Raw genomic sequence first — 18,519 nt, 5'->3', positions numbered from 1 at the left:
TTAATAACTCGATCTCCTATTTTAACTGATGGAAGGTCGTTATGAATTCTAGATCCGTGGCCGGCTGGCTGGCTGCCTCGTTTATTTCTGTTTCCGCTGTTTTCTTCGCACCGTCCGCCATGGCGGAACAGAAGACGATCACCGATGTGATCGGCCGCGAGGTGAAGGTCGATCTTCCGGCCAAGCGCGTGGTCCTCGGTTTCTATTTCGAGGATTACATGGCCGTCGGCGGCGAGAAGGCTTACGACTCGGTCGTCGGGATTTCCCGCGAAGCCTGGGAAGGCTGGGTTCCGGCGAACTGGAAGATGCATCTTGCCCACCGCGCTTCGATCGGTGACATCGCCGATGTCGGCGAAGTGGAAGCGCAGACCTTTTCCATTGAGAAGGTGTTGAGCCTCAATCCCGACCTCGTCATCCTCGCGGACTGGCAGTACCAGGCGCTCGGCCAGGACGCCCATCGCTTGGAAGAGCACGGGATTCCGGTTGTCGTCGTCGATTACAACGCCCAGACGGTCGAGCGCCATGTCGCTTCGACGCTGCTTTTCGGGCAGCTGACCGGCCAGGATGCGCGCGGCAAGGAGATTGCCGATTTCTACGCCGGCGCCCTGAAGGACGTCGCCGACCGCATCGCCGCATCGGGCAAGCCGAAGCCGAAGGTCTATGTCGAATTCGGCAACAAGGGACCGGCGGAATATTCCTTCACCTACGGCAAGAACATGTGGGGCGCCATGTCCACCGCGGCGGGCGGCGACAATATCGCTGCGCCCTTCGTGGAATGGTGGGGTCCGATCAATCCGGAGCAGGTGCTGGCGTCCAAGCCCGATGCCATCTTCATCTCCGGCCGTGAGAACAACAAGAGCGAGACGGCCTTGCCGATGGGCCAGGGCGTGAAGGCCGACGAGGCCCGCGAAAAGCTCAAGGCGTTCGAAACCCGCCAGGGCTGGAGCGAATTGCCGGCGGTCAAGGACGGCCATCTCTTCGGCGTCTATCAGGGCGCGTCCCGCACGCTCTCGGATTTCGCCATGGTGCAGTATATCGCCAAGCAGCTCTATCCCGAGCAGTTCAAGGACGTCGATCCCGTCGCCGACTACCTCGGCTACTACAAGAAGTATCTGCCGGTGGTTCCGGAGGGCACCTTCGCCATCGCCGTCAAAGGCTGATCCCGATCCGTCCATCTTCTGCGGGCGCCATAGCCATGGCGCTCGTTTCCCGTCGAGACAGGGTTTCCCATGACAGTGACCGCCAGCAATGCCGAAGCGATCGGCGCGCACAGGCTGCGTGAGCGCAGGCGCTGGCGCAACCTTCTGATTTTCGTGCTCCTGATGGCGGTATGCCTCGTTCTCGATATTGCGACGGGTCCGTCGCTGCTGTCGCCGGCCGAAGTGGTGCGCTCGCTGACAGGGCTCGGCGAGCGGGCGGCCATGACTGACGCCATCGTTCGCGGTCTGCGCCTGCCGATGGCGCTGATGGCGCTTGCGGTCGGCGCAGCACTTGGGGCCGGAGGCGCGCAGATGCAGACGCTTCTGAACAACCCGATGGCGAGCCCCTATACGCTCGGCATGGCGGCGGCTGCAGGGTTCGGGGCAGCCCTCGTCCTGGCGCTCGGCGGCTTCGGCCTCGATGCGATGATCGCCGTGCCACTCGGCGCTTTCGTCTTCTCCATGCTGGCGGCGCTCTTTCTCTTCACGCTCGCTTCGATGCGCCGCATGACGGCCGAAACCATCATTCTCGGTGGCATCGCCCTTCTGTTCCTCTTCCAGTCACTTCTGTCGCTCATCCAGTTCCTCTCCTCGCCGGAGCTGTCGCAGCAGATATTGTTCTGGCTGTTCGGCAGCCTGACGAAAGCGACCTGGCCGACGCTTGGTTTGACCGCAGCGGTGACGTTCATCTGTTGCGCCTTGCTGATGGCGGATTCCTGGAAACTGGCGGCCTTGCGCATGGGCGAGATGCGGGCCGCGAGCCTCGGCGTCAACGTCCGGCTGCTTCGCATGAAGGTCCTCGTCATCGTTGCGGTCATGACCGCGACGGCGACCAGCTTCGTCGGCGTGATCGGCTTCATCGGTCTCGTTGCTCCCCACATCGCCCGCATGACGGTGGGCGAGGATCAGCGCTTCTTCCTGCCGATGTCTGTCGTCAGCGGTGCGCTGATGCTGTCGGCGGCTTCGGTCGTCTCGAAGTCGATCATACCGGGCGCGCTCTTTCCCGTCGGCATCGTCACCGCCATCGTCGGTGTGCCGTTCCTGCTGTGGCTGATCTTTTCGCCGAGGAAAGCAGGCGCATGATCCGCCTTGAAAACATCGCCATCGAGCGCGGCGGGCAGAGGATCGTTTCCGGTATCGACACCTGCCTGGAAGCTGGAAAGATTCATGCCGTCATCGGTCCCAACGGCACCGGCAAGACCACGCTTCTGCGCGCGCTTTTCGGCGACCTGCCGCTCGCCGATGGCAGGCTCACGCTCGGCCGCGAAAGTCTTTCCACCGGGCGGACGAGCGGGCGGGCGCTGAAGATGTGGCGTGAGAGCTTCGCCTATATGCCGCAGGACACTGCCACCGATATTGCTCTCACCGTTCTCGAAGTCGTGGTTCTCGGTCGGCTGGGCCGGCTCTCGCTGCACATCGACGACGAGACGCTCGACATTGCGATGACGCGTCTGACGCAGGCCGGCATCGCCCATCTCGCCGGCCGCGACATCGCTTCGCTGAGCGGCGGGCAAAGGCAGATGGCGCTGTTTGCGCAAGTGCTGATGCGCGAGCCGAGGGTGATGCTGCTGGACGAGCCGGTCAGCGCGCTGGATCTCAAGCATCAACTCGCCTTGCTCGATGTGGTGCGCCGGGAAACGCGCGCCAACGGCTGGATAACGATGGTCGTGCTGCACGATCTCAATCTCGCCTGCCAATATGCGGACAATCTGTTGGTGATCGCGAACGGCGCGATGAAGGCGAGCGGACATCCGCAATCGATCGTGACGCCGTCGCTCATTGCCGAGACTTACGGCGTGGACGTCGAGGTCTTGCGCGACCGGCGCGGCCAGCCCGTCATCCAGCCGCTGGTCGCCGAGAGTTTGTGAGCCGCGCGGCGGATCGATTCATTCGGCCTTCGGCGCCGTCTTCTGAAGCTCGAGGAGAAGCTTGATCAGCTTCGGGGCCATCACCCTGATTTCCGAGAGATGGACGGCGCTCAGTCTCGTCAGAAGCTCGTCCGCCTTCTCGGTCAGGGCAAGCGTCTGGCGGCGCCTGTCCGTGGGATCGGTATGACGTTCGACGAGCCCCGCGTCCGACAGCCGCCCGACGAGCTCAGTCGCCGTATGGGGCGCGATGATGAGCCGTTCGGCCAGCATGCCGATGGTCATGGCATCGCCGCGTTGCCCCTTGATCGCCAGCAGCGCCTGATGCTGTTGCGGCGGCAGCCCTTCCGACTGTGCGGCGGAGGCGCTGAAATCCATGAACTGGCGAAGCGCGAAGCGGAGGTCGGCGAGCGCCTCGTAGTCTTCCTGTCTCAGCGGCGGCGCGGACTTCTTCAAACTCATTCTCCTCTGCGCCTGCGCCACTTGGGTGAAGTCACTGCAATCGCGGCATTTATTCCTTGATCTCGAATAAATGGGCAGCCGCCGGCCGGTCAAGTGAGGCGTGTTCCGAGACATTTCCGTCTCCATGTTTTCATCCATTGATTTATATCGTATTACGATATAATTACGCCACTCAAGCATACCCATTCCGCGTAGCAGAGGCTTCCATGGCGCAGCATCAACCCAGTAACCGGCCGCACGATTTCACGGGCGGCCTTTCCCGGCGTGAGGCCGGGGATTTCACCACCGACAGGCGGGTCCTCGTCCTGATCGGCATGTCCATCATCATCGGCTCGGCCGGCGCCTTTGCGGCCTGGTGTCTCGTCAGCCTCATCGCACTGGTGACGAACGTCATCTGGTTCGGCCAGATCGGCATCGAGCCTGCTTCGCTGGCCAGCGTGCCACGTTCGCTGTGGGTGGTGCTGGTGCCGCCGCTCGGTGGCCTCGTCATCGGACTGATGGCCCGCTTCGGGTCGGAGAAGATCCGCGGCCACGGCATTCCCGAGGCCATCGAGGCCATCCTGATCGGCGGCAGCCGGATGTCGCCGAAGGTCGCGGTCCTGAAGCCGCTGTCCTCGGCAATTTCCATCGGAACGGGCGGCCCGTTCGGCGCCGAAGGGCCGATCATCATGACGGGCGGCGCGATCGGATCGCTTTTCGCGCAATTCTTTCACATGAGCGCGGCCGAGCGGAAGACACTGCTCGTCGCGGGTGCGGCCGCGGGCATGACGGCGATCTTCGGCTCGCCAATCGCCGCGGTCATGCTGGCGGTCGAACTTCTGCTGTTCGAATGGAAGCCGCGCAGCTTCATTCCCGTCGCCGTTGCCGCCTGCGTGTCGATCTGCTGGCGTCCGCTGCTATTCGGCGTCGGGCCGCTGTTCCCGACCCATTTCCAGGTGGCTTTGCCCTGGTGGGGAATTTTCGCCTGCGCGGCGATGGGCATCATTTCAGGGCTGCAATCGGGACTGCTGACGACGCTGCTCTACAGGATCGAAGACCTGTTCGAAGCCCTGCCGATCCATTGGATGTGGTGGCCGGCGCTCGGCGGTCTCGTCATCGGTCTCGGTGGCCTGATCGAACCACGAGCCATGGGCGTCGGCTACGACATCATCGACGGTCTGCTCAACAACCGGCTGCTTGCGCCGGCTGTCATGTCGATCCTGCTGGTGAAGACGGTTATCTGGCTGTTTGCGCTGTCGTCGGGCACTTCGGGCGGCGTGCTCGCTCCTCTTCTCATCTTCGGCGGCGCGCTCGGATGGCTGGTCGGGATCGTCATGCCGGGCAACGATCCCGGCTTCTGGGCGCTGCTCGGAATGGCCGCCATGATGGGTGGAACCATGCGCGCGCCGCTGACCGGGACTTTCTTCGCCATGGAGATCACCGGCGACGTCAGCACGCTCGTTCCCCTGCTCGCCGCAACGGTGGTTGCCTATGCCGTGACCGTGCTTCTGCTGCGCCGCTCGATCCTCACCGAGAAGATCGCGCGCCGTGGCCAGCACATCACCCGCGAATATGGCGTCGATCCGTTCGAACTCTCCCGGGCCAGGGAGATCATGATCGGCGACGTCGACACGCTTCCGGTCACCATGACGGTCGGCGAGGCTTGCGATTTCTTCGCCTCGCGAGAGAAGACGCACCGGATCTATCCGCTGGTCGATGCCGCAGGTAAATTGGCCGGCATCGTATCGAGGGCCGACGCCCTGCTCTGGCAGGGAAAAACGGAGTTGGCGACCCAGACGCTTGCGGAAAACGTCACCGACGACTCGGTTCCCGTGGGGCACCCTGACGATACGGTCGCCTTCATCGCCGACCTGATGCTGTCGACGGGCAGCGGCCGCATTCCGATCGTCGATCCGGCGTCGGGTAAGCTGTGCGGCCTGATCGCCCGCAAGGATCTGCTGCGGCTGCGCAGTTCCTACCGGTCGGCGGAACTGGATCGGCGGCCCTATCTGACGGCCGGAGCGAGGAGCAGGCCTTCATAATCGCCCACGCAAGCTAACCGATGACGGCTGCTTGCCATTCACCCAGTCTCGGCCTATATAGTCATTATAGTCATTCTGGTCAGGAGATGCGCGATGCAGCCGTCACCGCAAGTCGATGAAAGCTGGACCGTTGCCAGCGCAAAGGCGAAGCTTTCCGAGGTCATCGAACGCGCGCAATCCACGCCACAGACAATCACACGCAACGGCAAGCCGAGCGTCGTCGTCGTCTCTGTGGAGGAATGGCAGCGCAAAACCGCCCGCAAGGGGACGCTTGCCGAATTTCTGATGGAATCGCCCTTACGCGGCGCCGAGCTGGACCTCGAGCGGCAACGCGACGAACCACGCGATCCTGAACTGTGAGGCTTCTGCTGGACACCAGCGTCCTGTCCGAAGTGACCAGGCCGAACCCTGATGCAAGCGTCCTGGAATGGTTGGACAGGCTTGATGAGGATCGCTCCTTCATCAGCATCGTGTCGATCGCGGAGATCCGGCGCGGTGTTGCGCTGATGGACAAGGGACGCAAACGCGACGCGCTGGCCGAATGGCTTGCCCACGACCTGACGCAACGCTTCGAGCATCGCATCATTCCGGTGGATGAACCGGTTGCCTTGGCCTGGGGAGACCTTATGGGCGATGCAAGACGGAGAGGCCGCGGCCTGTCGTCAATGGACGGCCTGATCGCGGCCACCGCGATTGCTCACCATCTCAGCCTTGCGACGCGCAACAGCAGAGATTTCGAGGGCTTCGGGATCAAACTGATCGATCCCTGGGCCGGGTGAAATGTCTCCGGCCTGCAGAACGGACGGAGCCGCAGCTTTCAGTGCAGTCCGAACAGGTTCAGCAGTTCCTCGCGGTGCCGGACGAATTCCGGCGCGCTGCGATCGCGGGGACGTGGCAGATCGATTTCGATCAGGCGCGGCGCGGCTCCCTTTTCCCGCGGCAGGATCAGGATCCGGTCGGCAAGATAGATCGCCTCTTCGAGATCATGTGTGACGAGAATGGTCGTCACATCCTCATCGCGCCAGATCCGTGCGAGTTCCTGCTGCATGCCGATCTTGGTCATCGCGTCGAGCGCGCCGAGCGGTTCGTCGAGCAGCAGGATTTCGGGCTGGACGGCAAGCGCCCGGGCGATGCCGACACGCTGCGCCATGCCGCCCGAGAGCTGCCGGGGATAGGCCGCTTCGAATTGCTGCAGGCCGACGAGCTTGACGTAGTGACGCGCCCGGTTCCTCGCCTGCTCGCGGGACAGCCCCCGCGTTTCCAGCCCGAAGGCCACGTTGTCGAGCACCGTGAGCCAGGGAAGAAGACGCGGCTCCTGGAAGATGACGGCGCGCTCCGCGCCCACACCTTTTATAGCCTTGCCGTCGACGAGTACTTCGCCGGTATCGGATTCCTCGAGCCCGGCCAGAACCCTGAGCAGGGTCGTCTTGCCCGAACCGCTGGCGCCGACGATGGCGAGGCTTTCGCCGGAGCGGATGTTGAGATTGATATCCTTGAGAACCTGCAGGGGGGTGCCGTTCAGTCTGTAGGATTTGGAGAGGTGACGGATCGTCACCTCTCCGCGGCGAATGTCCTCAGCGACGCTCATCACGGTTCCTCAATTGCTTGCCGGCTTGGCGTCGGCGGTAAAGAGAATGTTCTTGGCCGCCAGTTGGCCTTCCTTCAGCTTGCCCTCGCGAACGAGCACGTCGATCCAGAACTGAATGTCGCGTTCGACCGGCAGGCCGCCGGCGCGCACGCCGTAACCGCGGAAATATTGTGCGATATCAGGGTTCTCACCACGCTCAGCAAGCGCCTTGGCCAGGATCTTCTTGGTTTCCTCAGGATGTTCGCGTGCATAGTCGAGGGCGCGGGCCGACTGCTCGACGAAGATTTTCGAGGCTTCCGGATGCTGCTGTATGAAATCGCGGCGCAGGACCACGAAGCCGCCGGCGATGTCGCCGAGCACGTCGGTATCGTCGAAAACGGGACGAAGACCGCCGTTCTTCAGCGCCGCACCCTCAAAGGTCGTCTGCCAATAGCCGAAGGCGGCAATATCGACCTGCTTGGAACGCAGCACCTGCTCGAGCTGCGGGCCGGGAACGACGACCTGATTGGCGGAGTCGCTCGGCAGGCCGACGGAATGCAGGGCCTCGCGGATGGTGTAGTCGAGATGAGCGCCGAGCGTGTTGACCGCGATGCTCTTGCCGGCAATGTCCTTGATTGTTTTGATCGGGCTGTCTTCGAGCACGTAGAAGGTCGACTGCACCTCGTCATTGATGCCGTTCGACGGATAGGCGGCGACGAAGGCGTTGCCGCCGATGATCGAATTCAGCACGGCGGAGGTGGCGGCGCTGCCGATCTCGACATCGCCGGATGCGAGAGCGATGAGGGAGGCCGGTCCGCCCTGGGCGTAGCCGACATTCTCAAGCGTGATGCCTGTGTCCTTGAAATATCCGAGTGCATCGGCCAGTTCATGGGCGGCAAGGCCGCCTTGGCTGGCGAGGTAGCGCAGCTTCACGGCGTCGGCGGCTGCGGCCGGCGTGGCGAGACCGAGAGCGATCACGGCCGGCAGGAGAAGGTTGCGGGGATGGAATGTCATGGGATGTCCTTTCGGAAGAAGAAAATTGGAGGAAGCGGGTCAGGCACTCGGCTGAGACCAGCGGCAGAGACGGCGCTGCAGGAGAACGAGCAGGGCATTGGCGGCAAGGCCGAGGAAGGCGAGCAGCAGGATCGCCGCGAACATCAGCGGGATCTGGAAATTGTACTGGGCGTTCATGACCTGGAAGCCGATGCCCTTGTTGGCGCCGATCATCTCGGCCGCGATCAACAGGAGAAGCGCAGTCGTGGCCGAGAGACGCAGCCCCACGAAGATCGCAGGCACGGAGGCCGGCAGGATGACGCGGCGGAAGACGGTGAGCGGTCCGGCGCCGTAGGTCCGCGCCATCTCGATGAGCTTCTTGTCCACTTCCTTGACGCCGCCGATCGTGGCGAGCAGCACCGGAAACAGCGTCGCCCAGAAGATGACGAAGATCTTGGAGGTTTCGCCGAGCCCGAGCAGCAGGATGAAGACCGGGTAGAGCGCGAGCGCCGAGGTCTGGCGGAAGAGCTGCAGGATCGGATCGAGCGCCTGTTCGACCGTCCGAAACTGGCCCATGAAGAGGCCGAGCGGAATGCCGATCACGACGGCAAAGGCGAAGGCGATTCCGGCCCGCTGCAGGCTGATGGCGATGTCGTCGAGCAGCGCGCCGTTGGCAAGGTTGGTCCAGAGGGCCGACAGGATCACGTTCAAGGGCGGGAAGACGGCGGGATTGACCCAGCCCCGGGTGCTCGACACCTGCCACAGCACGAGAAAGGCGATGAGCAGGCCGTAACGCGGGAGAAGCGATGCGAGCACCCCGCGCACATGCGATGCGAAACTGGGCGTATTGCTTTCGCGGTTTTTCAGACGGCCAAAGCTTCTCGGAAGGACCTGGTTGATCTCATAGGTCATGGATTTCTCCTTACTCCGCTGCCTGCAGAGCTGCGCGTCCGGCAGCCCATCGGTTGGTCGGGAAAGGCAGGCCGAGGTTCTCCCGCAGCGTCTTGCCTTCGTAAGCCGTGCGGAACAGGCCGCGGCGCTGCAGTTCCGGGATGACCAGATCGACGAAGTCGTCGAGCGCCGTCGGAAGCCAGGGCGGCAGAATGTTGAAGCCGTCGGCGGCTTCGTTTTCGAACCACGTCTGCAGCGTATCGGCGATCTGTTCGGCCGTTCCGACGATGGTGAAGTGTCCGCGGGCGGATGCGATCCACTGATAGAGCTGGCGGATGGTGAAGTTGTTTTCGTCGGCAATCTGGCGAATGAGTGCCTGCCGGCTCTTCATGCCTTCCGTCGGCGGCGCGGGCGGAAGCGGCCCGTCGAGATCGTAACCATGCAGGTCGAGCGTGCCGCCGGTCAGGCCGTTGAGAAGGCCGATTCCGTCTTCCTCGACGATGAGCGAGGTCAGGCGATCGTATTTCTCGCGTGCCTCTGCTTCGGTCCTGCCGACGAAGGCGGATACGCCGGGCATGACCAGAATGTGATCGGGGTTCCTGCCCAAGCCGCGGGCGCGCGCCTTGATGTCCCGGTAGAGCTCCTGGGCGGTTTCGATGTGTTGATGGGCGGTGAAGATGACCTCGGCCGTCGCGGCGGCGAGCCCGCGTCCGTCGTCGGACTGACCGGCTTGCACGATGACGGGATGTCCCTGCGGCGATCTGGAGATGTTGAGCGGACCGCGCACGCTGAAATGCTCGCCGCGGTGGTCGGTGTCGTGCAGCTTTGTCGGGTCGAAGAAGACGCCTGATGCCTTGTCGCGGATGAAGGCATCGTCCTCGAAGCTTTCCCAGAGTTTGCGGACGACGTCGACATGCTCGGCGGCACGGCGATAGCGTTCGGCATGCGGCAGCTGTGTTTCGCGGTTGAAGTTCTGCGCCGTGAGATCGCCTGTCGTGGTGACGACATTCCAGCCGGCACGGCCCTCGGAGATCAGATCGAGCGAGGCGAACTTGCGGGCGGTCGTATAAGGCTCCTCATAGGTGGTCGAGGACGTCGCGATGAAGCCGAGATGGGTGGTCAGGGGCGCAAGGGCGGAGAACAGCGTCACCGGCTCGAAGCCGGCCACGCGGGCGTTGCCGCCTTCCCGCGCCCCGCCGAAGCCGACAGCCAGTCCATCAGCCAGGAAATAGGCATCGAAGAGCCCGCGTTCGGCTGTCAGGGCGAGCTGCTTGTGAAACTCGAAACTGGTCGCGCCGTCGACCGGCTGGTCTGGATGTCGCCATGAGGCAACATGCTGGCCGCCACCGGGAAGAAATGCTCCAAGCCTGATTTTCCGTGTCATTTCGCGTCCTCTCCGTTTGTTGCCGGCAGCCCGGCCTTCCCCAAGGCCAGGGCGTGATATCGGCTGTCGGAATGCTAAAATACGTTCTCCATAGATTTTATAGAGAAACTTCATTCCGTAGTTTTGGAGGAAGAGTGAATAGATTTGCGGGATTGGCGAAAAACCGGAAATCAATCATCGGAACGACGAGTGGCGTCCTGCGCGGCGTGGAGATCCGAGCGAGCGTGAACATGCGTAAGGGAGCGTGCAGCCGCACACCGGTTTAGGCCCGGACGTCCGTGCCGCTCGGCATCATGCTTGGGCTGTGTTCAGGGCGTCAGCCGCGTTTCGGCCGTGCCGGGGCGTGGTCGAGACCGGCTGCCGCCTTTTTCAGGCAGTCGAGATAGCGGTCGCGGTTGGCGATGCCGTCGTCGCGCGGTGTGACCAGGCAGAGCGTCGCGGCGGCATGGCCTTCCTCGTCCTTGACCGGCACGGCAAAACAATGCGTGAAGCTGTCGACGATGCTGTTGAAGGTAAAAAAGCCTTCACGCTCGGACTGGCGCACTTCGGTGATGAAGCTTTGCGGGTCGAGCCATTCGCCGCTCGGCAGCCTGAAATCCTGCGGCGGAATGAAGTTCAGGATCTCCTCGTCCGACAGATGCGCGACGAGCAGACGGCCGGAAGCCGTCCACGGGATCGGCACCGACTGGCCGATATCCGTCGAAATGCGAAACGGCCGAGCGCCTTCGCGCATGCGCACGACGGTGTATTTGTTGCCATCGAGCATGCAGAACTGCGCCGTCTCCCGCGTCTCATCCGCGAGCTGTTCCAGCGCCGCTTCGCATTCGCGGGTGAAATCGAAATGGTTCTCGTAGGCGGCGCCGAGGAAATAGAGCTTGCGGCCGAGATAGACGCGCCCGTCGCCGCCGGTGAATTCGAGAATGCCGTTGCTCAGCAGCAGATTGACGAGCTCGTAGACCGACGAGCGCGGCGCGCCGATCTGCGCGGCGATTTCGTTTGGCTTCAGGGCCTGCCGCTTCTGGCGCAGGAAATCGAGGATTTCGAAGGCGCGGTCGAGCCCGCGGCCGCGCTTGCCGACTGCTTCGTCCTGAATTGCGTCCATTGCTGTCAATCCCGTTCTTGTTGGGCCCTGTTCCTGTCCGGCCAAGCTTTTCAAACCCTCCGCCGCATCTGTCAACCGATCCTGTCATTCCTCGCTAAGGAAATTTTTCCACCCCTCTTGCGAGGCAAAAAAATCGGCATAAGATCACCGCGTCCGGTATTTAGATCATATGTACATTATATTGGACAATTGGGAGATGGCAAGCCGTCAGCGCTGCCGCATAGAAAAAAGGGGATCGACATGAAGCATCTTGAAAACAGCATTTCCGCCTCGTTACGCCGTCGCCTTCTCGCGGGCGCTGCCGCCGCTGCGGCCCTCCTCGTCTTTTCCACCGGCACGGCGTCAGCCGCCGCCAATTGCATCAAGGGTGACAGGAAAGCGCCCTACACGATCGGCTGGGCGAACATCTATTCGGTGCCGACCTGGATGAAGCAGACCGAAGGCACCATCACCGCCGAAGTGGAAGAGTTGAAGAAGGCAGGCCTCGTAAAGGATCTGATGATTACGGACGCGCAGGGCAACGCCCAGACGCAGATCCAGCATATCCAGTCGATGATCGACGCCAATGTCGACGCCATCGTCGTGATCGCCGGTTCCTCCACGGCGCTCGACCGGGTGATCTCCGACGCCTGCGACAAAGGCATCGCCGTCGTCAACTTCGACAGCCTCGTCGACACCGACAAGGTGACCGCCAAGATCAACACCGATTCCAATGAATGGGGCGCGACCGCTGCCAAGTGGATGGTCAGCCAGCTCGGAGGCAAGGGCAAGATCATCATCATGAACGGCCCGGCCGGCATCTCGGTGAGCGACGACCGCCGCAAGGGCGCCCAGCCGGTCCTCGATGCCAATCCGGGCCTGCAGGTGATCACCGAGACGAACACGGAATACAACGTCGCTCCGGCACAGGAAGCGATGACCAGCCTGCTCTTCGCCAATCCCGAAATCGACGGCGTGCTGTCGCTTGGCGGCGCCCTGTCGGCTGGCTCCGTCCTCGCCTTCGAGCGCCAGGGCCGCGAACAGGTGCCGACGACGGGGGAAAACGCCCGGCAGTTCCTGGAACTTTGGAAGGAGAAGGGTCTCAAGGGCTGGGCGACCATGCAGCCCAACTGGCTCGGCGCTCTTTCCGTCTATACCGCCGTGCAGGCGCTGCAGGGCAAGGACGTTCCGGCCTTCGTCAAGGTGCCGCTGCCCGTCATCGACGACAGCACGATCGGCAGCTACCTCGCGCGGGCCGACAAGTTCCCCGCCGACGGTTATATCTACTCGGACTACGATCAGGCGCTCTTCGACAAGCTGCTTGCCAAGTAATCCGACCAGATAACCCGCATCAAGGGCAGCCGTCATGACGGAACAAACGCCCCTGCTGGAAGCCCGGCAGGTGTTCAAGGGATTTTTCGGCAACCCGGTCTTGAAGGGTGTCGACATTGCCCTTCTTCCGGGCAGGGTTCACGCCCTGCTCGGCGAGAATGGCGCCGGCAAGTCGACTCTGATCAACCTCCTGTCGGGCGCCCTCCAGCCCGACAGCGGTTCCGTCCTCGTCGACGGCAACCCCGCCGGGCGCTTCAGCCCGGCGGCGGCGCGCGCGGCCGGCATTGCCGTGGTGCAGCAGGAGCTGAGCCTGACGGCCAGTCTCTCGATTGCGGAAAACATCGGGCTCGGCGCCTTTCCACGCCGGTTCGGCCTCATCGATTATGCAGCGCTTCATCGCGGCGTGCGAGAGGTCTGCGACATGGTCGGACTGACCGAACCGCTCGACATGCCGGTCGCCGATCTCGCGCTTGGCCGCCGCCAGATGGTGGAGATCGCCAAGGCGCTGTTCCGCAAGCCGCGCGTGCTCATTCTGGACGAGCCGACCTCCTCGCTTTCCGCGCATGAGGCCGGCATCCTCGCCCGCCTGATCGGGACGCTGAGGGATCGTGGCACGGCGCTTCTTTATATTTCCCATCGCCTGAACGAAGTGCAGGCGCTCTGCTCGCATGTCACGGTGCTGAAGGACGGCGTCGTTACGGCGGATCAGTCGCTCTCCGGCATCGACGGCGAAGGGCTGGTGCGTCTCATGGTCGGCCGCGAGACCGGCGACCTCTTCCCGCCGCGCGCCGCCGCCAAGCCCGGCGCAATACGCATCAACGTCGAAGATTTTTCCGCCGGCATGGTGCGTCAGATCGGCTTTTCCGCCCGTGCTGGCGAAATCGTCGGCATCGGCGGGCTCGTGGGACAAGGCCAGGAAGATTTGCTGCTCGGCCTCTACGGCGCGATCCCGGCCTCCGCTGCCCGAGCGCAGATCTCCGGAAAGCCCGGCCTGCCGGCCCATGTCGGCGAGGCGAATGCGGCCGGTATCGTCTATGTCCCGGCCGATCGGAAGCATGAAGGACTGGTGCTGCCCCATTCCATCGCCTCCAATCTCATCCTGCCCTCGCTCGGGCTGCTCGCCCGCAAAGGCCTGCGCGACCGGCCGGCGGAAACCGGCCTGGTCGCCGATCTCGCCCGCCGCCTGACCATCAAGGGCGACACGGCCCGCCCGGTGCAGGCGCTTTCCGGCGGCAACCAGCAGAAGGTGGCGCTCGCCAAATGGCTGCCGCTCGATCCCTCCGTTCTGCTCCTCAACGATCCGACGCGCGGCGTCGATATCGAGACCAAGCGTGAAATCTATCTCATGCTGCGCGCCTTCGCCGCCGAGGGGCGGCTCGTCATTCTCGCCAGTTCCGACACGCCGGAACTCGTCCATCTCTGCGACCGCGTCGTGGTCCTGCGCGAGGGGCGCGTCGCGGCGACACTGTCGGGCGATGCGATCAGCGAAGGCGCGATCGTCGGCGCAGCCATGGGCATTGCGCCGGCGACACAAGGAGAGGCGGCATGAGCACAATTTCGTCACCCGGCCGGCTCTACGGGGCGATCCAGCTTCGCCGCAACCGCGGCCTCGGCGGGCTGTACCTTGTCGTCGCCGCCTTTCTCATCCTCTATGCCGTGCTCTTTCCCGGCATTCTTTCGATCGGCGGCTTCTCGAAGTTCACGCAGAACTGGTTTCCGCTCGCCCTCGTCACCATGGCGCAGGCGCTGCTGATGCTGAACGGCGGCATCACGCTGGCGATCGGTCCACTGGTCAGCCTTGGAGCCGTGATCGCCGCGACGACGATGGAAGGGGCGCTCGGCGTTCCCGGCGGTATTCTCGCCGTCGCAATTGCCGGCCTTTTTATCGGCGCCATCATCGGCGCCATCGTCACATATCTCAGGTTGCCCGCGATCATCGTCACGCTTGCCGGCTCCTTCATCATCAGTGGGGTGGCGCTCATCCTGCTGCCGCGGCCGGGTGGGTACATTCCCGATTGGCTGTCGACGGTGCTTGCCGGCCACACGCCTGTCGCCTTCCTGCTGCTCGTCGTGATCCTGGCGCTCTGGAAAGCCTTTCTCGCGACACCGCTCGGCCTCGGCATCTATGCCGCCGGCGACAATCCGGTCGGGGCATTCCGCTCCGGCGTCCCGGTCGAACGGGTGAAGGTCGCAGCCTTCGCGCTGTCGGGTCTGCTCGCCGCGCTGACCGGTCTCTTCGTCGCCGCGCAGACCGGTTCCGGTGATCCTGTCATCGGTACGCCCTTCACGCTGAATTCGATCGCCGCCGCCGTGCTTGGCGGTGTCGGTTTCCTCGGCGGCAAGGGCACGATGCGCGGCGCGATCTGCGGCAGCCTGCTGCTCTCGGTCATGATCAACGTCATGTTCTTCCTGGGCTTCCCGCCGGTCGCGCAATACGTCGCCCAAGGCCTGATCATCGTCGGCGCGGTCGCCGTTCCGGAACTTCTTGGCGTATGGAGGGCAAGGCGATGAACGTCATCAGATCCGCATTCCGCAATCCGCCGGCGCTGACCCTCCTTCTGGTCGTCCTCGTCTGGATCGTCGCAAGCTTCACGCTGCGCGGTTTCGGCGCTTACGGCCACCTGCGTTACCTCCTCGAACTCGCCGCGGTGATCGGCATCGTTGCCGCCGGCCAGACGCTCGTCATCCTGATGGGCGGCATCGATCTTTCCGTCGGCGCCGTTATCACGGTCACGGCGATCCTGCTGCCGTTGATTTCGCCCGCCTGGGACCCGACCGGGCTCGTCGGCATCGCAGCGGCCCTTGCCATTGCCACCGGCATCGGCCTGATGAATGGTGCTGGTGCCGCCTATCTCCGCGTGCCGCCGATCATCATGACGCTCGCCATGGCGACCTTCCTGCAGGGCCTGCTCGTCATCGTCGCCGGCGGAAGTGCGGTCACGGTCAGCAATCCGGCGGTTATCCTGCTCGGGCAGTCGCGGCCGCTCGGCATCCCGGCCGGCATCATCCTGTGGATCGTGGTTTCGATCGTCGTCCTCCTCCTCGTCCACCGCATGCCGATCGGCGCACGGTTTCTGGCGCTGGGCGCAAACCCGCTGGCGGCCCGGCTTTCCGGCGTCAGCGTCACGCGCAACACGCTGATCGTCCATACCCTCTCCGGTTTCTTCGCCGGCCTTACCGGCATTCTCGTGCTCGGCATGAACCGGCAAGGCTATGTCGGCATCGGCGACCCCTATCTGCTGACGTCGATCGCGGCCGTCGTGCTCGGCGGCACGTCGATTTTGGGCGGCCGCGGCACCTATGCCGGCACCATTCCAGGGGCGATCCTGCTTGTGACGACGACGGCGCTGATCACCGTCGTCAACGCCTCGCCCGGCTGGCGCTCGATCATGTTCGGCACGCTGATCCTGGCACTTCTGCTCGTTTCGGGCCGCGAGGCGCGCAGATGACGAAACTCTATGACGGGCCGGTGATCGATCCGCATCACCATCTCTGGGATCTCAGCCTGCAGCGTCACCCCTGGCTTCAGAAGGTGCGGGCCTCAGGCGAGGAGATGGTTTTCGGAAGCCTCGCGCCGATCCTGCGCGACTATGGCATCGACGATTATCGCGCCGATGCTGCCCGCCAGAACGTGATCGCAACCGTGCATGTGGAGGCCGGCTGGTCCGTTGCTTATCCGCTGGAAGAGAGCCGCTGGCTGGATGGCCTCGACCGCAGCTCCGGCGTTGCGCACCGTTACGTCGCGCGCGTTCCCCTTGATGGGCCGGACGCCATCCGCCTGCTCGAGGCGGAAGCGGAAAATCCCAACGTCGTCGGCATCCGGGATATTCTAAGCTGGCATCCTGATGTGGCGAAGCGTTTTGACACGCGTCCGGATCGCATGAGCGATCCCGCCTGGCGGGCGGGGCTTGCCCATGTCACGCGGCTTGGGCTGGTCTTCGACCTGATGCTCTATTCCTGGCAGATGGGCGACGCACTCGAACTCGTGCGCGCCTTTCCGCAAACGCTTTTCGTGCTCAATCACGGCGGCAGTCCCGCCGACCGCACGCAGGACGGCATGGCGCTCTGGCGCCGCGGCCTGCATGCGCTCGGGGGTGAGCCGAACGTGCGCGTGAAGATCTCCGACCTCGTCGCCTACGACAATGCATGGACGCTCGAAAGCCTGCGGCCGGTAATCGAGCATTGCCTCGAGTGTTTCGGCCCGGCACGTGCCATGTTTGCGAGCGATTTCCCGGTTGCGGGCCTGCATGCCTCTTTCGATGAGATCTATCGGGTTTTCCGCACGGTTGCCTCGCAGCTGTCTTATGACGAGCAGCACGCTTTGTTCTTTGCCACCGCTAATGACACCTATCGCCTCGGCATTGCGGATTCCACCGAGACCGGGAAAGGCCGTCATGTCTGACCTTCACGCCGCGGCGGAAAACATGGTGATCGACGAGCGGGTGCGCGGTTTTCCGCCGGGCCATCCGCCGCTCCCGCTCTCTGAAATCGGCAAGCAGGGATGGAAGCCCTATGACGGCAGCATGGCGCTGCCGCTGATCTCGCTCGACCGGCAGGCCTTCGCCGGCAATGCCGAACTGATGATGGCCTATGTGAGAAGCCACGGCGCCGAAATCTCACCGCATGCCAAGACGCCGATGTCGACGGTGCTGTCGGACGCGCTTCTCGCAGCCGGCGCCTGGGGCACGACGGTTGCCGATATTCGCCAGGCCGCCGTCTTGCTCAAGGCCGGACAGCGCCGCCTGATCCTCGCCAACGAGATCGGCGGGGCGGCGGCTGCCCGCCGGCTTGCTGCCCTGCTTAGCGGCTATCCCGACGCGGAACTGCATATCTTTGTGGATTCGGCAGCGCTCGTCGAAGCTCTTTCCTCAGCATGGCAGGAGCGTGCGGACCTGCCGCCTCTCGGCCTGATGGTGGAGTTCGGTGCTGGCCGTGCGGGTCTTCGCAGTCCCGATGCCGCTGAGGGGATCCTCGACACGATCGTCGCCGTGGAGACGCCGGCGTTCCGGCTCACGGGTATTGCCGCCTATGAGGGTGCGGCTGCGACCGCCGACGTGCAGGAGACGAGGCTGCGCATCGACGCGCTGATGGCGATGACATCGGATTTCCTGCCGAAGCTGCGTGGTCGTATAGGCAATGATCGGCCGCTCCTCGTCACGGCAGGCGGTTCGGTGTTTTTCGATATTGTGGTCGCGCGGCTCTCAGCCGCCGTCGCAGCCGATCCTGCCTGCCGGCTCGTGCTGCGCAGCGGCGCGATCTTCTTCCACGATCACGGCATTTATGAGCGCGGCCTTGCCGGTCTCGATGCGCGGGGCGGTTTCCGCATCGGCGGCGAGACGGTTTCAGCGACGGCGGGTTTCCGTCCGGCGCTGCGGGTCTGGGCCGAAGTCCTGTCGAGGCCGGAGCCGCGGCTTGCGATCTCGGGCATGGGTATGCGTGACGTGGCGATGGACCAGGGCCTGCCGCGGCCTTTGGCGCTCTATCGTAACGGCGCGCATTTTGCCGATCTCGCGGGTGCCGAAGTTCTCCGTCTCAACGATCAGCACGCCTTTCTGGCGCTGCCCGACGACAGCGATGTTTCGGTCGGCGACGTCATCGAGTTCGGCATCTCGCATCCCTGCACCTGCCTTGACCGGCATGCCATCCTCTACGGCCTCGATCCCGACCATTCGGTGACGGCGGCCTATCTCACAAGCTTCGGCTGAACTCTTCCTCAAAAGCAAG

At 63.7% G+C, this 18,519-nt stretch carries 18 protein-coding genes; 12 read left to right on the top strand and 6 right to left on the bottom strand.

Features of this window, described 5'->3' with window-relative positions:
- The first annotated feature begins 41 nt into the window (after nucleotides 1-41).
- The 3 genes from ATY78_RS07925 (at nucleotide 42) to ATY78_RS07915 (ending at nucleotide 3,067) form a co-directional block, all read left to right on the top strand.
- Nucleotides 42-1,160 (top strand): ABC transporter substrate-binding protein, encoded by a 1,119-nt coding sequence (locus tag ATY78_RS07925; RefSeq protein WP_088681796.1) that lies wholly within the window; start codon nucleotides 42-44, stop codon nucleotides 1,158-1,160.
- A 69-nt stretch (nucleotides 1,161-1,229) separates the two neighbouring features.
- On the top strand, nucleotides 1,230-2,282 hold the full coding sequence (locus ATY78_RS07920; protein WP_088681795.1) for an iron ABC transporter permease: 1,053 nt from the start codon (nucleotides 1,230-1,232) through the stop codon (nucleotides 2,280-2,282).
- Nucleotides 2,279-3,067 (top strand): ABC transporter ATP-binding protein, encoded by a 789-nt coding sequence (locus ATY78_RS07915; protein WP_088681794.1) that lies wholly within the window; start codon nucleotides 2,279-2,281, stop codon nucleotides 3,065-3,067. The genes ATY78_RS07920 and ATY78_RS07915 overlap by 4 nt, the downstream gene beginning before the upstream one ends.
- Before the next feature lie 18 nt (nucleotides 3,068-3,085).
- On the opposite strand, the gene ATY78_RS07910 is transcribed toward ATY78_RS07915, so the two are convergent.
- Nucleotides 3,086-3,520: a helix-turn-helix domain-containing protein gene (locus ATY78_RS07910; RefSeq protein ID WP_088681793.1), complete on the bottom strand. Its 435-nt coding sequence runs from the start codon at nucleotides 3,518-3,520 to the stop codon at nucleotides 3,086-3,088.
- Nucleotides 3,521-3,732: 212 nt separating this feature from the next.
- Here ATY78_RS07910 and ATY78_RS07905 point away from each other — a divergent pair, with 212 nt between their 5' ends.
- The 3 genes from ATY78_RS07905 to ATY78_RS07895 all read left to right on the top strand — a co-directional run bounded on the left by ATY78_RS07905 (nucleotide 3,733) and on the right by ATY78_RS07895 (nucleotide 6,326).
- Entirely contained in the window at nucleotides 3,733-5,547 is a 1,815-nt protein-coding gene (locus ATY78_RS07905) for a chloride channel protein (RefSeq protein ID WP_088681792.1), read from the top strand.
- 93 nt (nucleotides 5,548-5,640) lie between these two features.
- On the top strand, nucleotides 5,641-5,907 hold the full coding sequence (locus ATY78_RS07900; RefSeq protein WP_088681791.1) for a type II toxin-antitoxin system prevent-host-death family antitoxin: 267 nt from the start codon (nucleotides 5,641-5,643) through the stop codon (nucleotides 5,905-5,907).
- Nucleotides 5,904-6,326: a type II toxin-antitoxin system VapC family toxin gene (locus tag ATY78_RS07895; RefSeq protein WP_088681790.1), complete on the top strand. Its 423-nt coding sequence runs from the start codon at nucleotides 5,904-5,906 to the stop codon at nucleotides 6,324-6,326. Before ATY78_RS07900 ends, ATY78_RS07895 begins: the two co-directional genes overlap by 4 nt.
- Nucleotides 6,327-6,364: 38 nt before the next feature.
- Here ATY78_RS07895 and ATY78_RS07890 read toward each other — a convergent pair whose 3' ends face one another.
- The 5 genes from ATY78_RS07890 to ATY78_RS07870 form a co-directional block, all read right to left on the bottom strand.
- Complete coding sequence (locus ATY78_RS07890) at nucleotides 6,365-7,135, bottom strand: ABC transporter ATP-binding protein (RefSeq protein WP_088681789.1); 771 nt, start codon at nucleotides 7,133-7,135, stop codon at nucleotides 6,365-6,367.
- Nucleotides 7,136-7,144: 9 nt separating this feature from the next.
- Nucleotides 7,145-8,128, bottom strand: a complete 984-nt coding sequence (locus tag ATY78_RS07885) for an ABC transporter substrate-binding protein (RefSeq protein WP_088681788.1) — start codon at nucleotides 8,126-8,128, stop codon at nucleotides 7,145-7,147.
- A 39-nt stretch (nucleotides 8,129-8,167) separates the two neighbouring features.
- Nucleotides 8,168-9,019, bottom strand: a complete 852-nt coding sequence (locus tag ATY78_RS07880) for an ABC transporter permease (RefSeq protein ID WP_088681787.1) — start codon at nucleotides 9,017-9,019, stop codon at nucleotides 8,168-8,170.
- A gap of 10 nt (nucleotides 9,020-9,029) precedes the next feature.
- Nucleotides 9,030-10,382 (bottom strand): LLM class flavin-dependent oxidoreductase, encoded by a 1,353-nt coding sequence (locus ATY78_RS07875; protein ID WP_088681786.1) that lies wholly within the window; start codon nucleotides 10,380-10,382, stop codon nucleotides 9,030-9,032.
- Between the two features lie 316 nt (nucleotides 10,383-10,698).
- Nucleotides 10,699-11,484: an IclR family transcriptional regulator gene (locus tag ATY78_RS07870; RefSeq protein ID WP_088681785.1), complete on the bottom strand. Its 786-nt coding sequence runs from the start codon at nucleotides 11,482-11,484 to the stop codon at nucleotides 10,699-10,701.
- A gap of 240 nt (nucleotides 11,485-11,724) precedes the next feature.
- On the opposite strand from ATY78_RS07870, the gene ATY78_RS07865 reads away from it, so the two are divergent.
- The 6 genes from ATY78_RS07865 to ATY78_RS07840 are packed head-to-tail and all read left to right on the top strand — an operon-like array spanning nucleotide 11,725 to nucleotide 18,500.
- Entirely contained in the window at nucleotides 11,725-12,795 is a 1,071-nt protein-coding gene (locus tag ATY78_RS07865) for an ABC transporter substrate-binding protein (protein WP_088681784.1), read from the top strand.
- 34 nt (nucleotides 12,796-12,829) lie between these two features.
- Nucleotides 12,830-14,344 carry a sugar ABC transporter ATP-binding protein gene (locus tag ATY78_RS07860; protein WP_088681783.1) on the top strand — a complete coding sequence of 505 codons (1,515 nt, stop codon included), beginning with the start codon at nucleotides 12,830-12,832 and terminating at the stop codon, nucleotides 14,342-14,344.
- Nucleotides 14,341-15,306, top strand: a complete 966-nt coding sequence (locus tag ATY78_RS07855; RefSeq protein ID WP_088681782.1) for an ABC transporter permease — start codon at nucleotides 14,341-14,343, stop codon at nucleotides 15,304-15,306. The genes ATY78_RS07860 and ATY78_RS07855 overlap by 4 nt, the downstream gene beginning before the upstream one ends.
- Entirely contained in the window at nucleotides 15,303-16,244 is a 942-nt protein-coding gene (locus ATY78_RS07850) for an ABC transporter permease (protein WP_088681857.1), read from the top strand. The genes ATY78_RS07855 and ATY78_RS07850 overlap by 4 nt, the downstream gene beginning before the upstream one ends.
- Nucleotides 16,241-17,197 carry an amidohydrolase family protein gene (locus ATY78_RS07845; RefSeq protein ID WP_088681781.1) on the top strand — a complete coding sequence of 319 codons (957 nt, stop codon included), beginning with the start codon at nucleotides 16,241-16,243 and terminating at the stop codon, nucleotides 17,195-17,197. The genes ATY78_RS07850 and ATY78_RS07845 overlap by 4 nt, the downstream gene beginning before the upstream one ends.
- The gene (locus ATY78_RS07840; RefSeq protein WP_088681780.1) at nucleotides 17,190-18,500 is read left to right on the top strand and encodes an alanine racemase; all 1,311 of its coding nucleotides are present in this window, start codon (nucleotides 17,190-17,192) and stop codon (nucleotides 18,498-18,500) included. The genes ATY78_RS07845 and ATY78_RS07840 overlap by 8 nt, the downstream gene beginning before the upstream one ends.
- Nucleotides 18,501-18,519 lie beyond the last annotated feature (19 nt).

This window comes from Rhizobium sp. R635, assembly GCF_002211285.1.
Classification (GTDB): domain Bacteria; phylum Pseudomonadota; class Alphaproteobacteria; order Rhizobiales; family Rhizobiaceae; genus Rhizobium.
This window is presented reverse-complemented; position numbering and strand designations above follow the sequence as displayed.